11 protein-coding genes and 1 pseudogene are annotated in these 17,306 nt (G+C 42.2%); 4 read left to right on the top strand and 8 right to left on the bottom strand.

All coding sequences use genetic code 11. The annotated features are described in order from the left end of the window. From BLP33_RS27690 to BLP33_RS26965, 3 genes and pseudogenes are all read right to left on the bottom strand, one after another. Window positions 1-356, bottom strand: a pseudogene (locus BLP33_RS27690) (hypothetical protein); the annotation flags it as partial. Window positions 357-567: 211 nt separating this feature from the next. Next, a complete protein-coding gene (locus BLP33_RS26970; protein ID WP_090535026.1) occupies window positions 568-1,212 on the bottom strand; it encodes a DUF2306 domain-containing protein in 645 nt (214 codons plus the stop codon). Then, complete coding sequence (locus BLP33_RS26965) at window positions 1,209-3,113, bottom strand: YARHG domain-containing protein (RefSeq protein WP_090535025.1); 1,905 nt, start codon at window positions 3,111-3,113, stop codon at window positions 1,209-1,211. Before BLP33_RS26965 ends, BLP33_RS26970 begins: the two co-directional genes overlap by 4 nt. Before the next feature lie 186 nt (window positions 3,114-3,299). Here BLP33_RS26965 and BLP33_RS26960 point away from each other — a divergent pair, with 186 nt between their 5' ends. Both BLP33_RS26960 and BLP33_RS26955 read left to right on the top strand, forming a co-directional pair. Continuing rightward, window positions 3,300-3,845 carry a peroxiredoxin gene (locus tag BLP33_RS26960; protein WP_090535023.1) on the top strand — a complete coding sequence of 182 codons (546 nt, stop codon included), beginning with the start codon at window positions 3,300-3,302 and terminating at the stop codon, window positions 3,843-3,845. Between the two features lie 234 nt (window positions 3,846-4,079). Beyond that, the gene (locus BLP33_RS26955; protein WP_090535022.1) at window positions 4,080-4,664 is read left to right on the top strand and encodes a carboxymuconolactone decarboxylase family protein; all 585 of its coding nucleotides are present in this window, start codon (window positions 4,080-4,082) and stop codon (window positions 4,662-4,664) included. Window positions 4,665-4,919: 255 nt separating this feature from the next. On the opposite strand, the gene BLP33_RS26950 is transcribed toward BLP33_RS26955, so the two are convergent. The 4 genes from BLP33_RS26950 to BLP33_RS26935 are packed head-to-tail and all read right to left on the bottom strand — an operon-like array spanning window position 4,920 to window position 9,542. Then, window positions 4,920-6,464, bottom strand: a complete 1,545-nt coding sequence (locus tag BLP33_RS26950) for a DHA2 family efflux MFS transporter permease subunit (RefSeq protein ID WP_090535020.1) — start codon at window positions 6,462-6,464, stop codon at window positions 4,920-4,922. Between the two features lie 4 nt (window positions 6,465-6,468). Continuing rightward, on the bottom strand, window positions 6,469-7,524 hold the full coding sequence (locus tag BLP33_RS26945) for an HlyD family secretion protein (protein WP_090535019.1): 1,056 nt from the start codon (window positions 7,522-7,524) through the stop codon (window positions 6,469-6,471). A 22-nt stretch (window positions 7,525-7,546) separates the two neighbouring features. Then, window positions 7,547-8,911 (bottom strand): TolC family protein, encoded by a 1,365-nt coding sequence (locus tag BLP33_RS26940; RefSeq protein WP_090535017.1) that lies wholly within the window; start codon window positions 8,909-8,911, stop codon window positions 7,547-7,549. Next, a complete protein-coding gene (locus BLP33_RS26935; RefSeq protein WP_090535016.1) occupies window positions 8,895-9,542 on the bottom strand; it encodes a TetR/AcrR family transcriptional regulator in 648 nt (215 codons plus the stop codon). Before BLP33_RS26935 ends, BLP33_RS26940 begins: the two co-directional genes overlap by 17 nt. Window positions 9,543-9,805: 263 nt before the next feature. On the opposite strand from BLP33_RS26935, the gene BLP33_RS26930 reads away from it, so the two are divergent. Both BLP33_RS26930 and BLP33_RS26925 read left to right on the top strand, forming a co-directional pair. Then, window positions 9,806-12,259: a PIG-L family deacetylase gene (locus BLP33_RS26930; protein WP_090535014.1), complete on the top strand. Its 2,454-nt coding sequence runs from the start codon at window positions 9,806-9,808 to the stop codon at window positions 12,257-12,259. A gap of 561 nt (window positions 12,260-12,820) precedes the next feature. Further along, window positions 12,821-15,715 carry a DEAD/DEAH box helicase gene (locus BLP33_RS26925; RefSeq protein ID WP_090535013.1) on the top strand — a complete coding sequence of 965 codons (2,895 nt, stop codon included), beginning with the start codon at window positions 12,821-12,823 and terminating at the stop codon, window positions 15,713-15,715. A gap of 142 nt (window positions 15,716-15,857) precedes the next feature. Here BLP33_RS26925 and BLP33_RS26920 read toward each other — a convergent pair whose 3' ends face one another. Continuing rightward, complete coding sequence (locus BLP33_RS26920; protein ID WP_090535011.1) at window positions 15,858-17,114, bottom strand: pyridoxal phosphate-dependent aminotransferase; 1,257 nt, start codon at window positions 17,112-17,114, stop codon at window positions 15,858-15,860. Window positions 17,115-17,306 lie beyond the last annotated feature (192 nt).

The following is a 17,306-nucleotide window of genomic DNA, read 5'->3' as shown; positions in this document are numbered from 1 at the left end:
TTTTTTTGAGATTGAGGGCAGAACGTAGTTTGCCCGTAAAGGCAAACTTTATGTATTTTTGCTCTCATAGTTTTATTTCTATTTTTTTGAAAGGCAGACCGGTGGAGGTCCTTGATGTTGATCTCAAGACCTTGTATCTCTCTACAAGGCAATTCTATTGCTAAAAGTAGCTCCAGGGCTCCTTTGATAAACTCCGTCAGCCCTTCATTATACTTTTGATGCAAAGCCTGTTTCGATATATTAAGTGACTGCCTTAACATCAGCTGCATACTCATGCCATTAAATGATTGATTGCTGTCAAATAGCAGCGTATCCAGAAGATCTGCTCCGCTTATCTTCCTTAAACGTTTGATCACTCCCGTGTTTTTCGCAAGGCTATCAAGAAATCCAGGGTCAAATAATTCCGCTTTTATGCGTTTAAATAACCCTGTCAGGTTTGGTTGGCCGATTCTTGCTCTTAAAAATTTTCATACTATTCCTTAAATTGACGACTATGCTCTCAAGAGGGGGGCATTAATGCGCATTAGCGGCATTGCTTTGTTCCTTTACAGCAATGACGCTTTTGTTTTACACCGGTTCTCGCTCTACCTCAACCGGCCTTTTACCATACCTATTAATAACTTCAGCCAAAATCAAATTAGGTACCCAGCTTAAAAAGGCAATGATGAGGTAGTTATTATGAAAATTTACGCCATTACCTAAAACAGTAAACAGCCAGATATAAAAGCGCAGGGTAACCGCGCCGAAGGCGAGGGCATAACTCCGGTTCATCATTTTGATGTGATCGTCAATCCTTCCTTTTTTTATCAGCAGAAACGCAGCCAGTGTAAAAGCAGCCCACAATGTGTTTTGCAATAAAAAAGATATGAATACACCCGTTCCCCGGTTTATAAAAAGCGTCATGACATAGGCTCCCGGCGCAGCAAAAAAAAGCACACCAAACACATACAATTTTCCCAATGCCCTGTGCAGCGCTTTATTATTATATACCTTTTTTGAAAACTGAAAGAATCCGGCCAGTAGGATCACACTGCTGCCTATAATATGACAATAAAAAGCAGGCAGGTACCACCCGGTTTCAACCGCCTTTTGTTTGATGTGCAAAAAGTAGGAGTCATGATTAAAATCCCAGTATTGAATAAATGTGCCCGCACAAAGCACAAACACCCAAAAAAAGGCAAAGTATCTCAATATGCGGGTTGTAATGCTCATTTAGCTGCAAGTACATTAGGCTTTATTGCCGGCAATCCTTTAAGCTTCTGATCAATCCACTGGATATTATATTTGTCAATTTCGGTAAGCGAATCCTGAACGCTGACGTTTTCTGATTTATAATGTCCGTAAAATTGTTGTTCGAACATCTCCGTCCAGCGTTTGTCTTTAAACTTATAATTATAATCGGCATAAATTTCGTTTTTCATATATCGCAGCACTTCTGGCGAAATTGCCCCGCTGCTGGTCATTTCATATCGGCCATCGATCATCTTATAACAAATGTAACAGCCATCAATAAAATGATTGTCCATTTTACGGAATTTAGTAAATGCAAAAACCCTTTTGGTGTTCATCGTTTCCTCCACCTTGCCGTTTTGTATCTTTAGCAGATGAAATACTGGCAGTTCATTTAGATATGTGTTGTTATATAATTCAATACTTCCAACAGATGTTACTTTAACCTCCAGTAACGAATCGCTCAGCGCATTGATGTTAAACTCATTGCAACGGCCGCTGAATTCGCCGCCACCTTCTTCAGTATTAATATCGGTATTGATCCGGTAACCATACAGCTTATTATTCTTGTTATCAATAAGCACCATATTGTTGCTGTCATAAAATTCCGCCCGGCCGCCTATAAAGTAATCGCGGATGGAGTAATAAGCACTTTGGATCCAATTATCGCTACCTGTTGCTGAGCTGTTTACAGGCAAAGCTTTGGCTTTTACAATGTACCGACTGCTTGACTCTTCAAAATAAACATGGTTTCGCAGCGGATTTTTAAATTGTTTAATTCCTGAAATTAAATGCAGATCATCAAGGTATGAAGGAGGAATGTAAATAGCTCCATGCTGCTCCCTTGAATTAAACTCGGTAATCCCGCCTGCCGGACTTTGATTTAGAGTGAACGAAGCCGGTTGCTTAAGTTTACCGAAAATATCCTTCACGTGAATATCCGCCTTTTCCGAAACCGTATAATCGCTTTTCAGCCAAAAATAATCATCGCCCTTCCTAATAGCTGCAACGTTTTCAGCATCGTTCAGAGGGAATATCTGGTCATATTCCACAGGTAATACTACTTTGCCGCTAAGGTCATAGAAGCCGCGTTTGTGGCCTTTTTCTACTTCAACAAGGTTAGGAAAAGTGCCGCCTATGGTATATACAAGATCGTATTCGGCCGGAATTATCTCTTTGTAATCAGGACTTACCAATCCCATTTTATAGGTTTTAGCGGTATCTTTTTCCTGCTGAAATTGTTCTGAAAAATCCCATTTGCCTTTTACCACATAAAAATAGGTTTGATCTTTAATGTGGCTAAACCAGATTATGCTATCGTATTTGGTCTTTAGGTTATTAACATCGGCGAAAGCCTTTAAAGTTACCGGGCTGTAAATCTCTTTATCACTGTAATTTTTTTGCCAGGCACTGCTTTTATAAGCTATATAATCAGTCATGAAACTGGTGCCATCAACCTGGTAAATTTTGTATTTGTTATTCTCTTCTTTTTCAATAGTGAACGTCAAACTACTTAGTCTGCTGCTGAGATGATCACCACTAAATGTTACCGGTACCACTGCAACCGCAAGTTCGGGGTTCGTAAAGGTGATCGTGCTTTGATCAACATTCAACTCAAGCTTAAACGAGGTTTCAGGGTCATCAGCTTTGTTGATCAATGCCGCAATTAAACGGCTGATAGGTTCACTGTTTTGCTTATCCTGGAAATATGCGAGTAAGGAGTCACGATTACCCTTAATTAATTGTTGATTGAAATTTTTCAGGAACTGGGTTATATCGCCCTGTTTTGGAGAGGAAGCACCCTTCCCTTTCAATAAGAAGTATCCGCTTATAGCTAAAATAACTACAGTTACCGTAATGATTATAACAGGTTTGGTTTTCATACAACCAAGGTAAGCTATTTTTTGAAATAGTAAAAACGAGCCAAAATCCTTAAAATTAGGCCAATAAATATTACTTATATTACGTAATAACTATATAGTTAAAATCTATATAACATCAATTATAAGTATTCAGGGGGCGGTTTTAAATTTCTATATTTGCATAAACATTAAAAGAAATATCAAAATATGTTAACCATAGGACAAAAATTCCCCGAATTTTCTAAAACAGCAGTAGTAAGCCTTGAAAAAGGTAAAGAGTTTGAAACCCTTACTTCTGAGTATTTAACCAACGATGATAACGTTTGGACTGTAATGTTCTGGTGGCCAAAAGACTTCACTTTTGTTTGCCCTACTGAAATTGCCGAATTCAACAAAAACTTTGGCGAATTCCGCGACCGCGAAACCCGTTTGATCGGTGCTTCTACCGACTCTGAGTTTGTTCACGCTGCATGGAGAAGAGATCACGACGATTTGCGTGATTTGAAATTCCCTATGCTTGCTGATACTTCAAAATCATTAGCTGAAGATTTGGGTATTTTAGAGCCAACTGAAAAAATTGCTTACCGTGCTACTTTCATCATCGACCCACAAGGTATCATCCGCTGGGTATCAGTTAACGACCTGAGCGTTGGCCGTAACGTGAAAGAAGTATTACGCGTACTTGACGGTTTACAAACCGACGAGCTTTGCCCTTGCAACTGGGAAAAAGGTCAGGAAACTTTAACTGTATAATCGTATAACAGATAATTGTCCCCGTACTGTATCCGGTGCGGGGATTTTTTACACCCTTTTTTAAGCTGAAGAAAGATCGAAGACGAAAGGCTAAAAGCCTAAAGCTGAAGTTGTTTTAGTAGAGACGCATCACATGCGTCTCCCTCCAGGACACGCAACCTGCTTAGCGATATCGATTTTCATGTGGGAGACGCATGTGATGCGTCTCTACAATAAAAATTAACCCCAAAAAAAATGAACGAAAGTACCGAAGTGATCCAGGAGATACTTGAAAGTATCGGATTAGATAAAAATTATCGCACAGCCAGCCTGAGCCTTTTAGAAACAGGCGAATCACGTTACCTGCGCGACCTTAAGCTGAACTTTACCAGCACCCTTACCTCAGCACATTTAACTAATAAAGAATGCGCCTTGCTGGGTTTGGCTACTGCTGTAAACAATAACAACGTTCCGCTTACCAACTTCTTTACCAAATACGCTAAAGAACAGGAGGCTACTGATGCCGAAATTGCCGAAGCTGTAGGTTGCGCCTCATTGCTGGCATCAAACAACGTATTTTACCGTTTCAGGCATTTTACCCAAAAGGAAAAGTACACCCAAATCCCAGCACGGATCCGTATGCAGTTAATGATGAAACCGGTAACCGGTAAAGAGTTTTTTGAACTGGCCAGTTTAGCAGTATCAGCCATTAATGGTTGCGAGATGTGTGTGAACGCACATGAGGATTCGCTTATAAAATTGGGCACTACCGAGGAGCGTATTTTTGATGCCGTACGTATAGCATCATTAACTACAGCTACAGGTAAAGTTATATTTTAACAAGCTTAACTTATTTTAACAATGAAAAAGGCATGAAACAATAAAATTTCATGCCTTTTTCATAAATAGTATTTTATTGCCCAATAAAATTTGCGTTTATTAATTAAAATCCAGTAAATTTATACCTTAAGATTAAACAAACCCCGGTCGCAATATTCAAATATGTTGTTTATGCGGGAGGAGTTACTTAAATTTTAATTGTTAATTTTTTTTGGGGAAAGCCGTTCCGGTAATAGTGGAACGGCTTTTATTGTTTTAGTGCGAATCCGCAACAGCTTTCAGCTTTTTGAACGGCTGCAGGTAAAGCAACGGTATCGAAAATAACATCACCAATCCCGATATCCAATAAGCATCGTCATACGTTAACAACAATGTTTGCCTGGTAACCATACCTTCGATAGCCTGATATGCCATATGGGTGGCATCAATCATTGATTTGCCTTTGGCCATAAATCCCTGGGTAAGCATGTGCAAACGGTCATTAAACGGATTGTTATACGGATTGATATTTACAAGCAGATTATTGCGGTGCACACCCTGGCGTATATGGATGAGGGTGGTTAATGTAGCTATCCCGAAAGAACCACCCAACTGGCGCATCATATTGTTCAAGCCCGATCCCTGACCTAACTCAGGGCCCTTCAAATCTGCCATGGCCAACGTAGTAAGCGGCACAAATAATAAAGCCATACCCACACCACGGATTAATAACGGTATTAACACATCCTTTTCGCCTGTAGCCAGTGTCGAATTGCTTAACATATGTGTAAATACATAAAAAAGGAACATGCCCGCAGTAGCCATAAACTGGGCTGGTATGCCCTTATTTAGCATTTTGCCTATAAATGGCATCATCACAATGGTACATAAACCACCGGGGAACAACAGCTCACCGGTTTGCTGGGCGTTAAAGCCAAGCAGATTTTGACAAAACACCGGGAACACGAACACCGAGCCATACAAACCAAACCCAAGTATAAAGGATGTGAACATCCCCACGGCAAAACTGCGGTGCCGCAGGATGCTAAAATTTACGATCGGGTGCTCCGTGCTCATCTCACGCCAGATGAATAAAATGGTGCCTAATACTGCCGATATAGTTAAAACCAGGATGTATGGCTTAGCAAACCAGTCTTCACTTTCACCTTTTTCAAGTACGGTTTGTAAGCTGCCTACTGCAATAGCCAGCAAGATAATACCCCACCAGTCAACAGGTTTGCCTTTGGCATCCTTGGGTGTTTCCCGCACGAAGGTGTACGTACAAAATGCCGCCAACGCCCCCACCGGAATATTTACGTAAAAGATCCAGGGCCATGAGTAGTTTTCAACTATCCAGCCGCCAATGGTTGGACCTACTGTTGGGCCTACAACCGCTCCCAAACCAAATAGCGCGGTTGCAGTACCTATCTGCTCACGAGGCCAGGTTTCAAGTAATATGGCCTGGGCTGTCGAAATCAAACCACCGCCGGCAATACCCTGAATAATCCTGAACAATACCAGCTCATCCATACTGTGCGCGTTACCACATAAAAATGATACGATGGTAAACACTATGATAGATGCCATGAAATAGTTTTTACGCCCAAAACGGCCGCCCAGCCAACCCGACATGGGCAATATGATCACGTTTGCTACCGCATACCCGGTAACTACCCAGGCCACATCCTCAAGGGTTGCGCCAAGGTTACCTTGTATGTGAGGCAACGCTACGTTAACGATAGTGGTATCAATCAGCTCCAGTAATGAAGCTGTGATCACCGTAATGGTGATGATCCACTTTTTAAAGCCAGTTTCAGCCATAATATTATTCTTTAATTACAGATACGTTTACGCTCATACCCGGGCGTAATTTTGCAAGCTCCTCTTTAGTGCCGTTGATTTTAATTTTTACAGGCACACGCTGTACAACTTTTACGAAGTTACCGGTAGCATTATCCGGAGGCAACAGGGAGAATTTGGCACCCGTAGCAGGCGAAAAATTGTAAACCTGGCCTTCCAGCTTCATGTCTGGATAAGCATCAACTTCAATTTCAACTTTTAAACCATTTTTGATATTGGTAAGCTGTGTCTCTTTGTAGTTAGCAGTAATGTAAAGGCTGTTATCATTCACAATGGAAAACAAAGTTTGACCAGCCTGTACCAGTTGACCTAACTGTACATTCTTTTTAGATGCTAAGCCACTTGCCGGAGATTTAACCAGCGTATAACTCAATTGCAGTTTTGCGTAATCAATATCAACCTGCCTTTGTGATACACCTGTGTGGGTAACAGCCAGCTGGCTGCGGGTTGTACCAATTTGCTGAACGGCTGCTTTGTACTGATCCTGCGATGCCTTGTAATTAGCTTTTGCAACATCCAAATCGGCCTTAGCCTGGTCAAATTGTTGCTGGGTTACCGACCCGTCTTTTACCAGGTTGGCATAACGGTCGTAATCTTTCTGTACTTTTTCTAAATGGGCCAGGTTTGATGAAACCTGGGCTTTTGCGCTTGCAGAGTTTGCTTCGTTGGCGAAAATTTGTGATTGATTTACATTAATGCCTGCGCTTGCGCCAACTTGTGCCGCCTGAGCCTGCTCTAATTTTACTTTATAGTCGCGGTCATCAATTTTAACCAGCGGCTGACCAACGTTTACATGAGTGTTTTCTTCAAAATAAATTGAATCAACATATCCGCCAACGCGGGCAACTACAGGGCTGATATCACCGTCGATCTGGGCATCATCAGTATCAATGTGTTTGCTAAAGTAGATGTATTCTTTTATACCGAAAATTACGCCGCCAATAAGTACAATGCCTAATATGATGGGGATAACTTTGTTTTTCTTTTTCGGTTGTTCCGGTGTTTCTTGTTCCTTTGCCATTTTATTTAAAGGTTTGGTATTGTTATTTGTTGATTTTTCCTGTTGATTTTAATAGTGTATAGTAAGCCAGACCCGCATCGGCTTTAGCCAATTCTAAATTGATCTGTGCCTGGTAAAGCAAGGTTTCGGCATCGGCCCTATCGGTTGCAGATGCTATATTGCTTTTGTATTTTGATTCGAGGATCTTGTTGTTTTCACCGGCCTGATCAATAGAGGTTTGTAAAAGTTTAACCTTTTCAAGCGCCTGGGTATAGCTTTGGTAGCTTTGGTTCACTTCATTTTTTATCCTGTCGGTAGTGATGCCTTTGTTGATCTCAACCTGCTGCTCCTGGATCTTAGCCTCGGTAACTTTGTTCTTGTTGGTCCAAAGGGAGCTGAAGTTCCATGATACGGTTAATCCTACAGATATAGGGGTGATAAAATTACCGCTTTTAGGTATCGGGTTGGCGCTTACATCAACATAATAAGCAGCAGCCGATGCGCCTACCGTTGGCAGGTTATTAGCTTTAACGCTTTTAGTATTGGTTTCAGCAACGCGACTGCGTAAAGCAAATTGTTTAAACTCAGGGCGGGCGGCCATTGCTGTATCAAGGTAAGCAGTTAACGGAGATACCTGCCTGTCGGCTTCGGTGATCTGGTCGATGTTTAGCTGTGTCCCTTCCGGTAAACCTAACAACACATTAAGATTATAGTTGATGATACGACGGTTAGTTTCCAGGTCGACACCGTTAACCTCGATATTTGAGCGTTGTAATTGAAAGCGCAGCACATCGTTTTTGGTTACCAAACCCTGTTCAAAAAAACGCTGTGCCTGTTTAATTTGTACATCAACAGTAGCAAGGTTTTGAGCTACCACCTTTTTGCTTTGCAGCACTTTGTAAAGGTTATAGTACGAACTGATGATATCATAAACTACCTCGTCTTTATCATTTTCAACATCAAGGCGGGAAACCTGGGTGAGCAGATCGGTAGATTGGCGGGCATATTTCAATTTATTACCGCCAAATATGGTTTGGTTTAAGCTCAGGATCCCTAAATACGCATCGGCATGCGATGGCAGGTTAATGCTTTCAGAACCCAGCGCCAGTCTGTTGGCCGGGATTTGGGCACGGTTATAGCCATAGCTTACTTTACCTGTTGGCAATGCTTCGTCTTTTGCCTGATTGTATTGAGAAACAGCTTGCTCAACTTTTGAATTTGATAGTTTTAAAGTTTTGCTGTTTTCAAGGCCGAGTTTAATGGCTTCGTCAAGTGTAATTGTCCTGTCTTGTGCGCTGGCTGCAAAAGGCAGGCTCAAAACTATGAGGGCGATACTACCGCGTAAAATGGGCCGTAACACCTGCTTTAATAGCTTAAGGTGGTTGGTTTTGTTATTTTGAGTTGTCATGTTCTTTAACTAAATAAGCTTTTAAAAGTCTTTTCATGTATGTTTTAACACGTGGTTTCAGTTCATTTTCCATAAACTTTTCATCACGAATATCATGTCCCAGTATTAATGATGATAGCTGCGGCATGTTAACTATGTAATTTTTTGTGCCAAAAAGGGTAGCTATTACCAGTGCTATATCGGCATCTGTATGAAACAAGCCGCTGTTTACGCCTTCTTCCATAATCCTTTTTACCTCATATACATTTACCATCAGTATTTCGATGATCTTATCGGTAAGGTCGCCACGTTTATTCATGGACACTTCCCTGTTAATGAGTTTTTGAAAACAGTTGTTGGCTATGATGCGTTCAACGTAATTGTCGACACATTTATCCAGTTTATCCCAGGCATTCATGCTGCCATCGCTGTTAATATTTTGCAGCAGCGTACGGAACGAATTGATCTTGCGTTCAAAAACAGCCAGGAAAAGCCCTTCTTTTGATCCAAAATAGTAATTGAGCATAGCCATGTTTACACCGGCTTCGCCCGATATGGTACGGGTGGAGGCTCCGTCATAACCCAGGTCCGCGAATACCTTTTCGGCCACGTCGAGGATATGTTCCTTTTTATCTATCTTATCTTTTTCCATTGTTTTAACGGCACAAAATTAATCAAACGATTGATTAAGCGTATCGGATTGAAGCAGAAAAAGTTAATCAGTTGATTAAGATTACCATCGAATGACAGATTTGTTTGACAATGCTTAAAAAAATTGTAAAAATCAAAAGTGTTTGTTAAAACATTTAATATTTATCATTAAAAACTTTAACAGATTGATGGTCACCGTAATGGTTTTGTTATATTATTGATACAGGAAATACAGAATATCTATCTTTCAATATATTTGTTGCTATGAAGCGTATCCACCTCATTGCAGTATTCCTGTTTGCAACTGTTTTTTCAAAGGCCCAAACCAACCCACCTACCGATCTCGGCACTATTCAACAAAACCTTAAAAAACTTGATGTGCTTGGTAGTGTATTATATGTTGCCGCCCATCCCGATGATGAAAACACCCGCCTGCTGGCTTACCTGGCGCAGGAAAAACATTATCGCACCGGTTACCTGTCGCTCACCCGTGGCGATGGCGGACAAAACCTGATAGGCAATGAGCAAAGTGAGCTGCTTGGTTTGATCCGTACGCAGGAATTGCTGGCTGCCCGCCGGATTGATGGCGCCGAACAGTTTTTTACCCGCGCCAATGATTTCGGCTTTTCAAAAGGACCGGAAGAAACGCTAAAGATCTGGGATAAGGAAAAAGTATTGGGCGATGTAGTTTGGGTGATCCGCAAATTCAGGCCGGATGTGATCATTTGCCGCTTCCCAACAACCGGCGAGGGGGGCCATGGGCATCATACCTCTTCCGCTATATTAGCGCAGGAAGCTTTTACAGCCGCCGCCGATCTAAACCGTTATCCAGAGCAGTTAAAATATGTAAAACCATGGCAGGCCAAACGCCTGATGTGGAACACTTTTAGTTTTGGCAACATTAATACTACCTCGGCCGATCAGTTTAAGATCAATGTTGGGGTTTATAATACCATCCTGGGTAAAGGTTATGGTGAAATAGCTGCCGAAAGCCGTAGCAATCACAAAACGCAGGGTTTTGGTTCGGCCAAACAACGCGGCGAATCATACGAATTTTTTAAAACTATTTTGGGCGATGCCCCGCAAAACGACCTCATGGATGGCGTTAATACCACCTGGAAGCGCGTTAAAGATGGCGATGCTATCTCAACGTTAACAGGTGTTATCAGCCGGAATTTTATTAGTGACGCGCCCGAAAAATCAGTACCGGCATTGGTACAATTGCTGACGAAAGTGGAGAAAATATCGGATAACTACTGGCGCGAACAAAAAACCAAAGAGCTGAACAACCTGATTACAGCTTGTGCCGGTCTTTGGTTTGAAGCTTACGCAGCCGAGCCAACATATGCTTTGGGCGATAAAATGAGCATACGTGCACAGGTGATCAACAGGTTTAACTATCGTGTTAAGATAAACAGCATTGATGCTAACGATAGCGCATTAGCATTGCAAAGCAAGGAGATACCATTTAATCAACTGCAAACTTTTGAAACTACTGCCGCCGCATCTATGTTAACGCAGCCGTACTGGCTTGCAGCCTCGCACCCCATTGGTGTTTACACTTTCCCCGATAACACCTTGGCCGGCAATCCCGAAAACCCAGATCTACCCAAAATTACCTTCCAGTTTATCATTGAGGGGAAGCCTATTAATATTGACCGCCGCATAATATATAAATACGTTGACCCGGTTAGGGGCGAGGTTTATCAGCCTATTGAAATAACGCCGCCGGTAACCGCCAATATCGAAGGCAAGGATTATATCTTCAGCACACAGCAGGTACAAACGGTATTGGTAAACCTGAAAAGTTTTACCAAAGCAAATGGAACCATCAGCCTGAAACCTGTTGCCGGTTGGAAAATAAGCCCCGAAAAAATTGACTTCACCGATAAGGATAAAAATGAGGAATGGTCAGTAGCATTTACGGTTACCCCAACTGATACTAAAACTAAGACTACCGATCTGGAAGCAGTGGTTAACGCTAACGGCCAACCATTTTCACTTAGCCTTCGCCGTATCAGGTATGATCACGTACCAGCTATTACCCTATTTCCGCCGGCACAAACAAAGCTTGTTTACCTCGATCTTAAACATAACGGCAGAAAAATAGGCTACATTGCCGGTGCCGGCGACCAAATGCCCGAAGCTTTGCGCCAGGTAGGTTATGATGTACATTTGCTAAGTGAAAATGAGGTGATGAATGGCGATCTTTCGGGTTATGACGCCATAGTAACCGGGGTACGGGCTTACAATGTGAATGAGCGCCTTGCTTATCAGCAGGCAAAACTAATGGCTTATGTAAAAAATGGCGGCAACCTGGTAGTGCAATACAACAATAACAATGGTATTGTTGTAAAACAAATAGGCCCGTATCCGTTCACTGTAGTGAACAGGAGGGTTACCAACGAAAATGCCGAGGTAACTGTTTTAGATCCTCAAAACCCGGTGTTAAACTATCCTAACAAAATAACCAATGATGATTTCAGCGGCTGGATCCAGGAGCGCGGACTGTATTTTGTAAGCAATATCGACCCGCAGTACAAACCCATTTTGCAAATGCATGATAAAGGCGAGGAGCCTCTTAACGGATCATTAATTGTTGGTGATTATGGCAAAGGCAGGTTTATATACACGTCACTCGCATTTTTCAGGGAATTACCTGCCGGTGTGCCCGGAGCTTACAGGTTGTTCATTAACTTGTTGAGCAAGCCAAAGTAAGCGAATAAATGCGCATTGCCAGGCGAAGATATCAGGATCCTCTGTGAGAGACCCTGATGGGACGTTAAAAAATCATGATGACGTATAAAAATAGTTTAGCGATAGTGCCTGGGCCCCGTTAGTGATAGTAGCGGATACCGGCCTTGTGGCTAATGCCTGTGCAGTATGAGCGGATAGCGCGGCCGCAGGCAACGCCCATATTTATGATATTGATCAAAAAAACACATTTAAAAATCAACAACTTACAATAACGAAGACACCCCGACCGGAGGGAACTCATTAATACCTATATAATTATTAATAATCCCAAACTGTACAAGCAGCCACACAGAACTGCTCTTCTAAATGGAGATTGCTTCGTACCTCGCTATTAAGGCTATCTTTATCTTTTCCTTTATTAAACGCGACTATCCGGCAAAAAACACTTTATGTTATCAAAACCGTGTCAATTTCAGCGCGTTAACATTTTTTTAATATAAAACTCTTTCAATTACAGTAAATTCTATTTACGTTTGAATTTTTTCTTGATGTAGCTTCAAATAATTTTTTACCCTGAAGCACATGTTACGCGTCGACAGTTCCAAACCATGCCAAATTATTTATGCCATTGCCAAGCATGACTACCTGTCGTATGTTATTGAGCCTCACATTGTTCAGCTTAACCCCAACGGTGAATTTTCGTTAACCCATCAGCGTTTATTTTCCAATACCGCCAAAGAATTTTGCGAGTTTTTGGACGAAACTGATATTAGGTTGATCAAATTGTTGGAGGAGATGGAGCAGGGAAATGTGATCAAAAGGTATTACAAAAAACCAATCCGCCCGTTCGAGTTTTTCTCCAAGATCTTCAATGAGCAGATGTTCGATATGATCCGCCCAAAACTGGAGAAACGGATAGCTGAAGCGTTGTCATTACTTTGCGGCAAGCAGGTATACCAGATGAGTAAAGAAGGTTATCCGGGCGAACGCAAACTTCAGCTGGCTACCGAGGCGGCATCGGTGTTATTTCATTTCAGGCGCAGTGAAGAAGAGATCAGGTATTTTCCTACCATCAAATACCAGGGTATGCGCATCGAGTTCATGTTTAAAAATGCCGAGATCATTTGCAATCACCCGGCCTGGATGCTGCTCGACGATACCTTGTATTATTTTGATAAGGAAATTGAAGGTAAAAAACTACAGCCCTTCCTGAATAAGCGTTTCATCGCTATACCAAAATCGTCGGAGCAATCATACTTTGAAAAATTTGTGGCCCCGCTTATCGAAAAGCATAATGTTTATGCCGAAGGTTTTACCATCAATACCGAAAAGTATGATGCACGCCCCGTGCTTAAGCCCATTTATATTGAAGGCGGCACTTCGCAGTTGCAACTTTCCTTTAAGTATGCGGGCTATATATTTCCTTATGGCGATGGCAGGCACATTTCTGTGCGGATGGAAAAAACCGGTGATGATTATCTGTTTCACCGTATCAAGCGTTCAACTACCTGGGAAAAAGGCAAAATGCACCAATTGGAGCAAATGGGGCTTAAAATAGCTTCATCATTGTTCCAAAACCTTGAAGTTGCCGGACACGATGAAGATGACGACCGCTCGTTCTCCGTTTTTGAATGGCTCAACCAACATCATGATCAGCTTATTGAACAGGGTTTTGAGCTGGAACAGCCCGAAGGGCAAAAACGCTATGTATTTGGCAGCAGCAAAATTGAGCTTGAAGTAACAGAAAATAACGACTGGTTTGATATCAACGCCATGGTGAGCTTCGGCCCCTACCGAATCCCTTTTATCCAGTTAAAAAACCATATCCTCAATCATAAAAAAGAATTTACATTACCATCGGGCGAGATAGCCGTGATTCCCGAAAAATGGTTTTCACAATACGGTAACCTGCTGCACTTTACCGAAGGCAGCAATGAGTTAAAATTACGCCGTCATCATATAGGCCTCGTTACCGATTTGGCCGAAGGCGAAATGGCCAGCGTTACCATGACCCGTAAACTGCAAAAGCTAACTAATTTTGATGAGCTGGAGGATGCGCCGATGCCTGTTAATTTTGAAGGTCATTTGAGGCCGTACCAAAAAGCAGGCTATAACTGGTTCCACTTTTTAAAGCAATACCACTTTGGCGGCTGCCTTGCCGATGATATGGGTTTGGGTAAAACCATCCAAACTTTATCACTGCTGCAAAAGCACAAGGAAGATACGGAAGAGGCTGGAGGCAAAGCCACTTCGCTGGTGATCATGCCAACCTCGCTGATATATAACTGGCTTAATGAGGCCCGCAAATTCGCGCCACAATTGAAACTTATGGTACATACGGGCACTATGCGCTACCGCAGTGCCGAAGTTTTTGCCAATTACGATGTGGTGATCACTACCTATGGTATCAGCCGCATTGATATCGAAATGTTTAAAGGCTTCTTTTTTGATTATGTGATCCTGGACGAAAGCCAGAATATCAAAAATCCGTCGTCGAAATCATACCAGGCGGTTAAACAGCTCAAGTCTCGCTTTAAATTGATCTTGAGCGGTACCCCGGTCGAAAATTCGGTTAACGATTTGTGGACGCAAATGTCGTTCATTAATCCTGGTTTATTGGGCGCGCAACAGTTTTTCCAAAACGAGTTTGTGGCGCCGATAGAAAAGAAAAAGGATGAAGATAAGGCCCGCAAACTTCAGGCCCTGATTAAGCCTTTTGTGTTACGCCGCACCAAAGAGCAGGTAGCAACAGAATTACCACCCAAAACTGAAAATCTTTTCTACTGCCAGATGACAGAAGAGCAGTCGTCGGTTTATGAAGAGGTAAAATCCGAATACCGGAATGAGTTGCTGAAAAGCCTGGAAGATGGCACGTTTGCTAAAACACAGATCCAGGTACTACAGGGCTTGATCAAGCTAAGACAAATTGCCAACCATCCGATCATGATCGATAAGGATTATGAAGGCGACAGCGGTAAATTTGAAGATGTGGTTCATACCTTAGGCAACGTGCTTGACGGTGGGCATAAAGTGCTCATATTTTCGCAGTTTGTAAAACAGCTGAGCATTTACCGCGAGCATTTTGAGCGCATTGGTATTCCTTACGTCTACCTGGACGGCGCTACGCAAAACCGGGGCGACGTGGTTAAACAATTCCAGGAGGATGAAAAAACGCGTGTGTTCCTGATCTCGATAAAAGCGGGGGGCGTAGGTCTTAACCTTACCGAAGCCGATTATGTGTTTATTCTCGATCCATGGTGGAACCCGGCTGTTGAGCAGCAGGCCATTGACCGCACACATCGTATCGGGCAAACCAAAAACGTTTTCATCTATAAATTCATCACCAAAGATTCGGTTGAAGAAAAGATCCTGGCCCTGCAGCAGCGCAAACTCAGCCTGTCAAGGGCGTTGATCACTACCGAAGAAAGCTTTATTAAATCACTTACGGCAGAGGATATTAAGGAAATATTGGGGTAAATGCCTTTCCCAAGCCCTCCCCTAAAGGGCGAGGGCTTTAAAAGAAAAAGCGATGAGTAATTAATGCTCATCGCTTTTTCTTTTTTCAACATACTCTTGTGCTCGTTTATAACGAGCGCAAGAAGTAGAAGTAGTACTTGAACTATTTTAACTTGCTCAGCGCCGCTTTCACCCTTGGTATCAAGGCCTCAATTTCATGAAGCGGGGTTGCACCAACCGATGCCCTGAACCAGTTCACTTCATCACCTGTACCAAAGGCGGAGAATGGAACAAATGCTGCTCCTGCTTCTTTAATCAAATAAAAGTTAATATCTGCCGAATCTCTTAGCACTTTGCCATCGGGAGTAGTTTTACCGCTGTAATCTATTTTAAGTGTAAGATAGATAGCGCCCATAGGTTCAATCGAGTCTACATTTAAACCGCTGGCTTTCATTTCCTGGAAACCTTCGTGCAGGGCAGTAAGGCTTGCCTGGATCTTTCCCTTTAAGTCATCAAGATAACTGTTTACATCAGCCTCATCAGTTAAAAATTTGGCCATAGCCATCTGTTCAGGCTTTGGCGACCAGGCACCCATGTGGCCTACAATCGCTTTCATATTTTCGATAACCAGCTCCGGCCCGAAACCCCAGCCTACACGTACACCAGTTGCTGCAAAACATTTTGAACCGCCATCAACGAAAATGGTGTAATCTTTTAACTCCGGACGAAGCGTTACCGGATCGTAATGTTTATGCTCACCAAAAGTTAATTGTGAGTAGATTTGATCATATAATAAATACAATGGTTTTTCACCGGCCGCGCGGCTCTTGTTTTCGGCAATTACAAGATCACAGATCTCTTCCAGATCTTTTTTGCTGAACATGGTACCGGTAGGATTTAAAGGCGAGCATAACGCCAATAAAGCCGCTCCCTTTAAATGCGGACGGATATCATCTGCAGTAGGCATAAAATTGTTGTCTGGGGAGGTAGGAATAATTACCGCATCAGCATTCAACAGATCACTGTAGTGGTTATTGTTCCATGATGGTGCAGGGAAAACCACTTTTTCGCCGGGGTTAACTACCGCCAAAAATATAGAATAGATCAACGGGCGCGAACCTCCCGAAATCAGGATTTGGTTGGGTGCATAGTCAAGACCTAAACTTCTTTTCAAAAAGCCACTTACACTCTGGCGCAGATCAAGCATACCATCAGCAGCCGGGTAGTTGGTTTGATTATGATTATAGGCGTCTATAATCTTTTCCTTTAGAGGAGTTGGAATAGGATAAATATTGGAATCGAAATCGCCGATTGTAAGATTGGCGATATTTTGGCCTTGTCGTTTTAATTCGTTGATCTCGCCCGCAATCTTGATAATCTCCGAGCCATGCAAATTTTGAGCTAATAAAGAAACACTCATGGATTTATGTATTTATGAGCGGCAAAGATAGCCGATTGAGGTGAAAGGCGAAAGGGGATAGGAAGGTAAAAGGATAAAGGCAAAAGGTGAAAGGTTTATTTGAGGGATTACAAAAAGCTGTATGGCTAAAAGAAAACCTTTTGCCTTTGACCTTTTGCCTTTAACCTAAAAAGAAAAGGTCAAAAGCAGAAA

Origin of the sequence: Mucilaginibacter sp. NFR10, assembly GCF_900100445.1 — a bacterium.
Taxonomy (GTDB): Bacteria; Bacteroidota; Bacteroidia; order Sphingobacteriales; family Sphingobacteriaceae; genus Mucilaginibacter; species Mucilaginibacter rubeus.
This window is presented reverse-complemented; position numbering and strand designations above follow the sequence as displayed.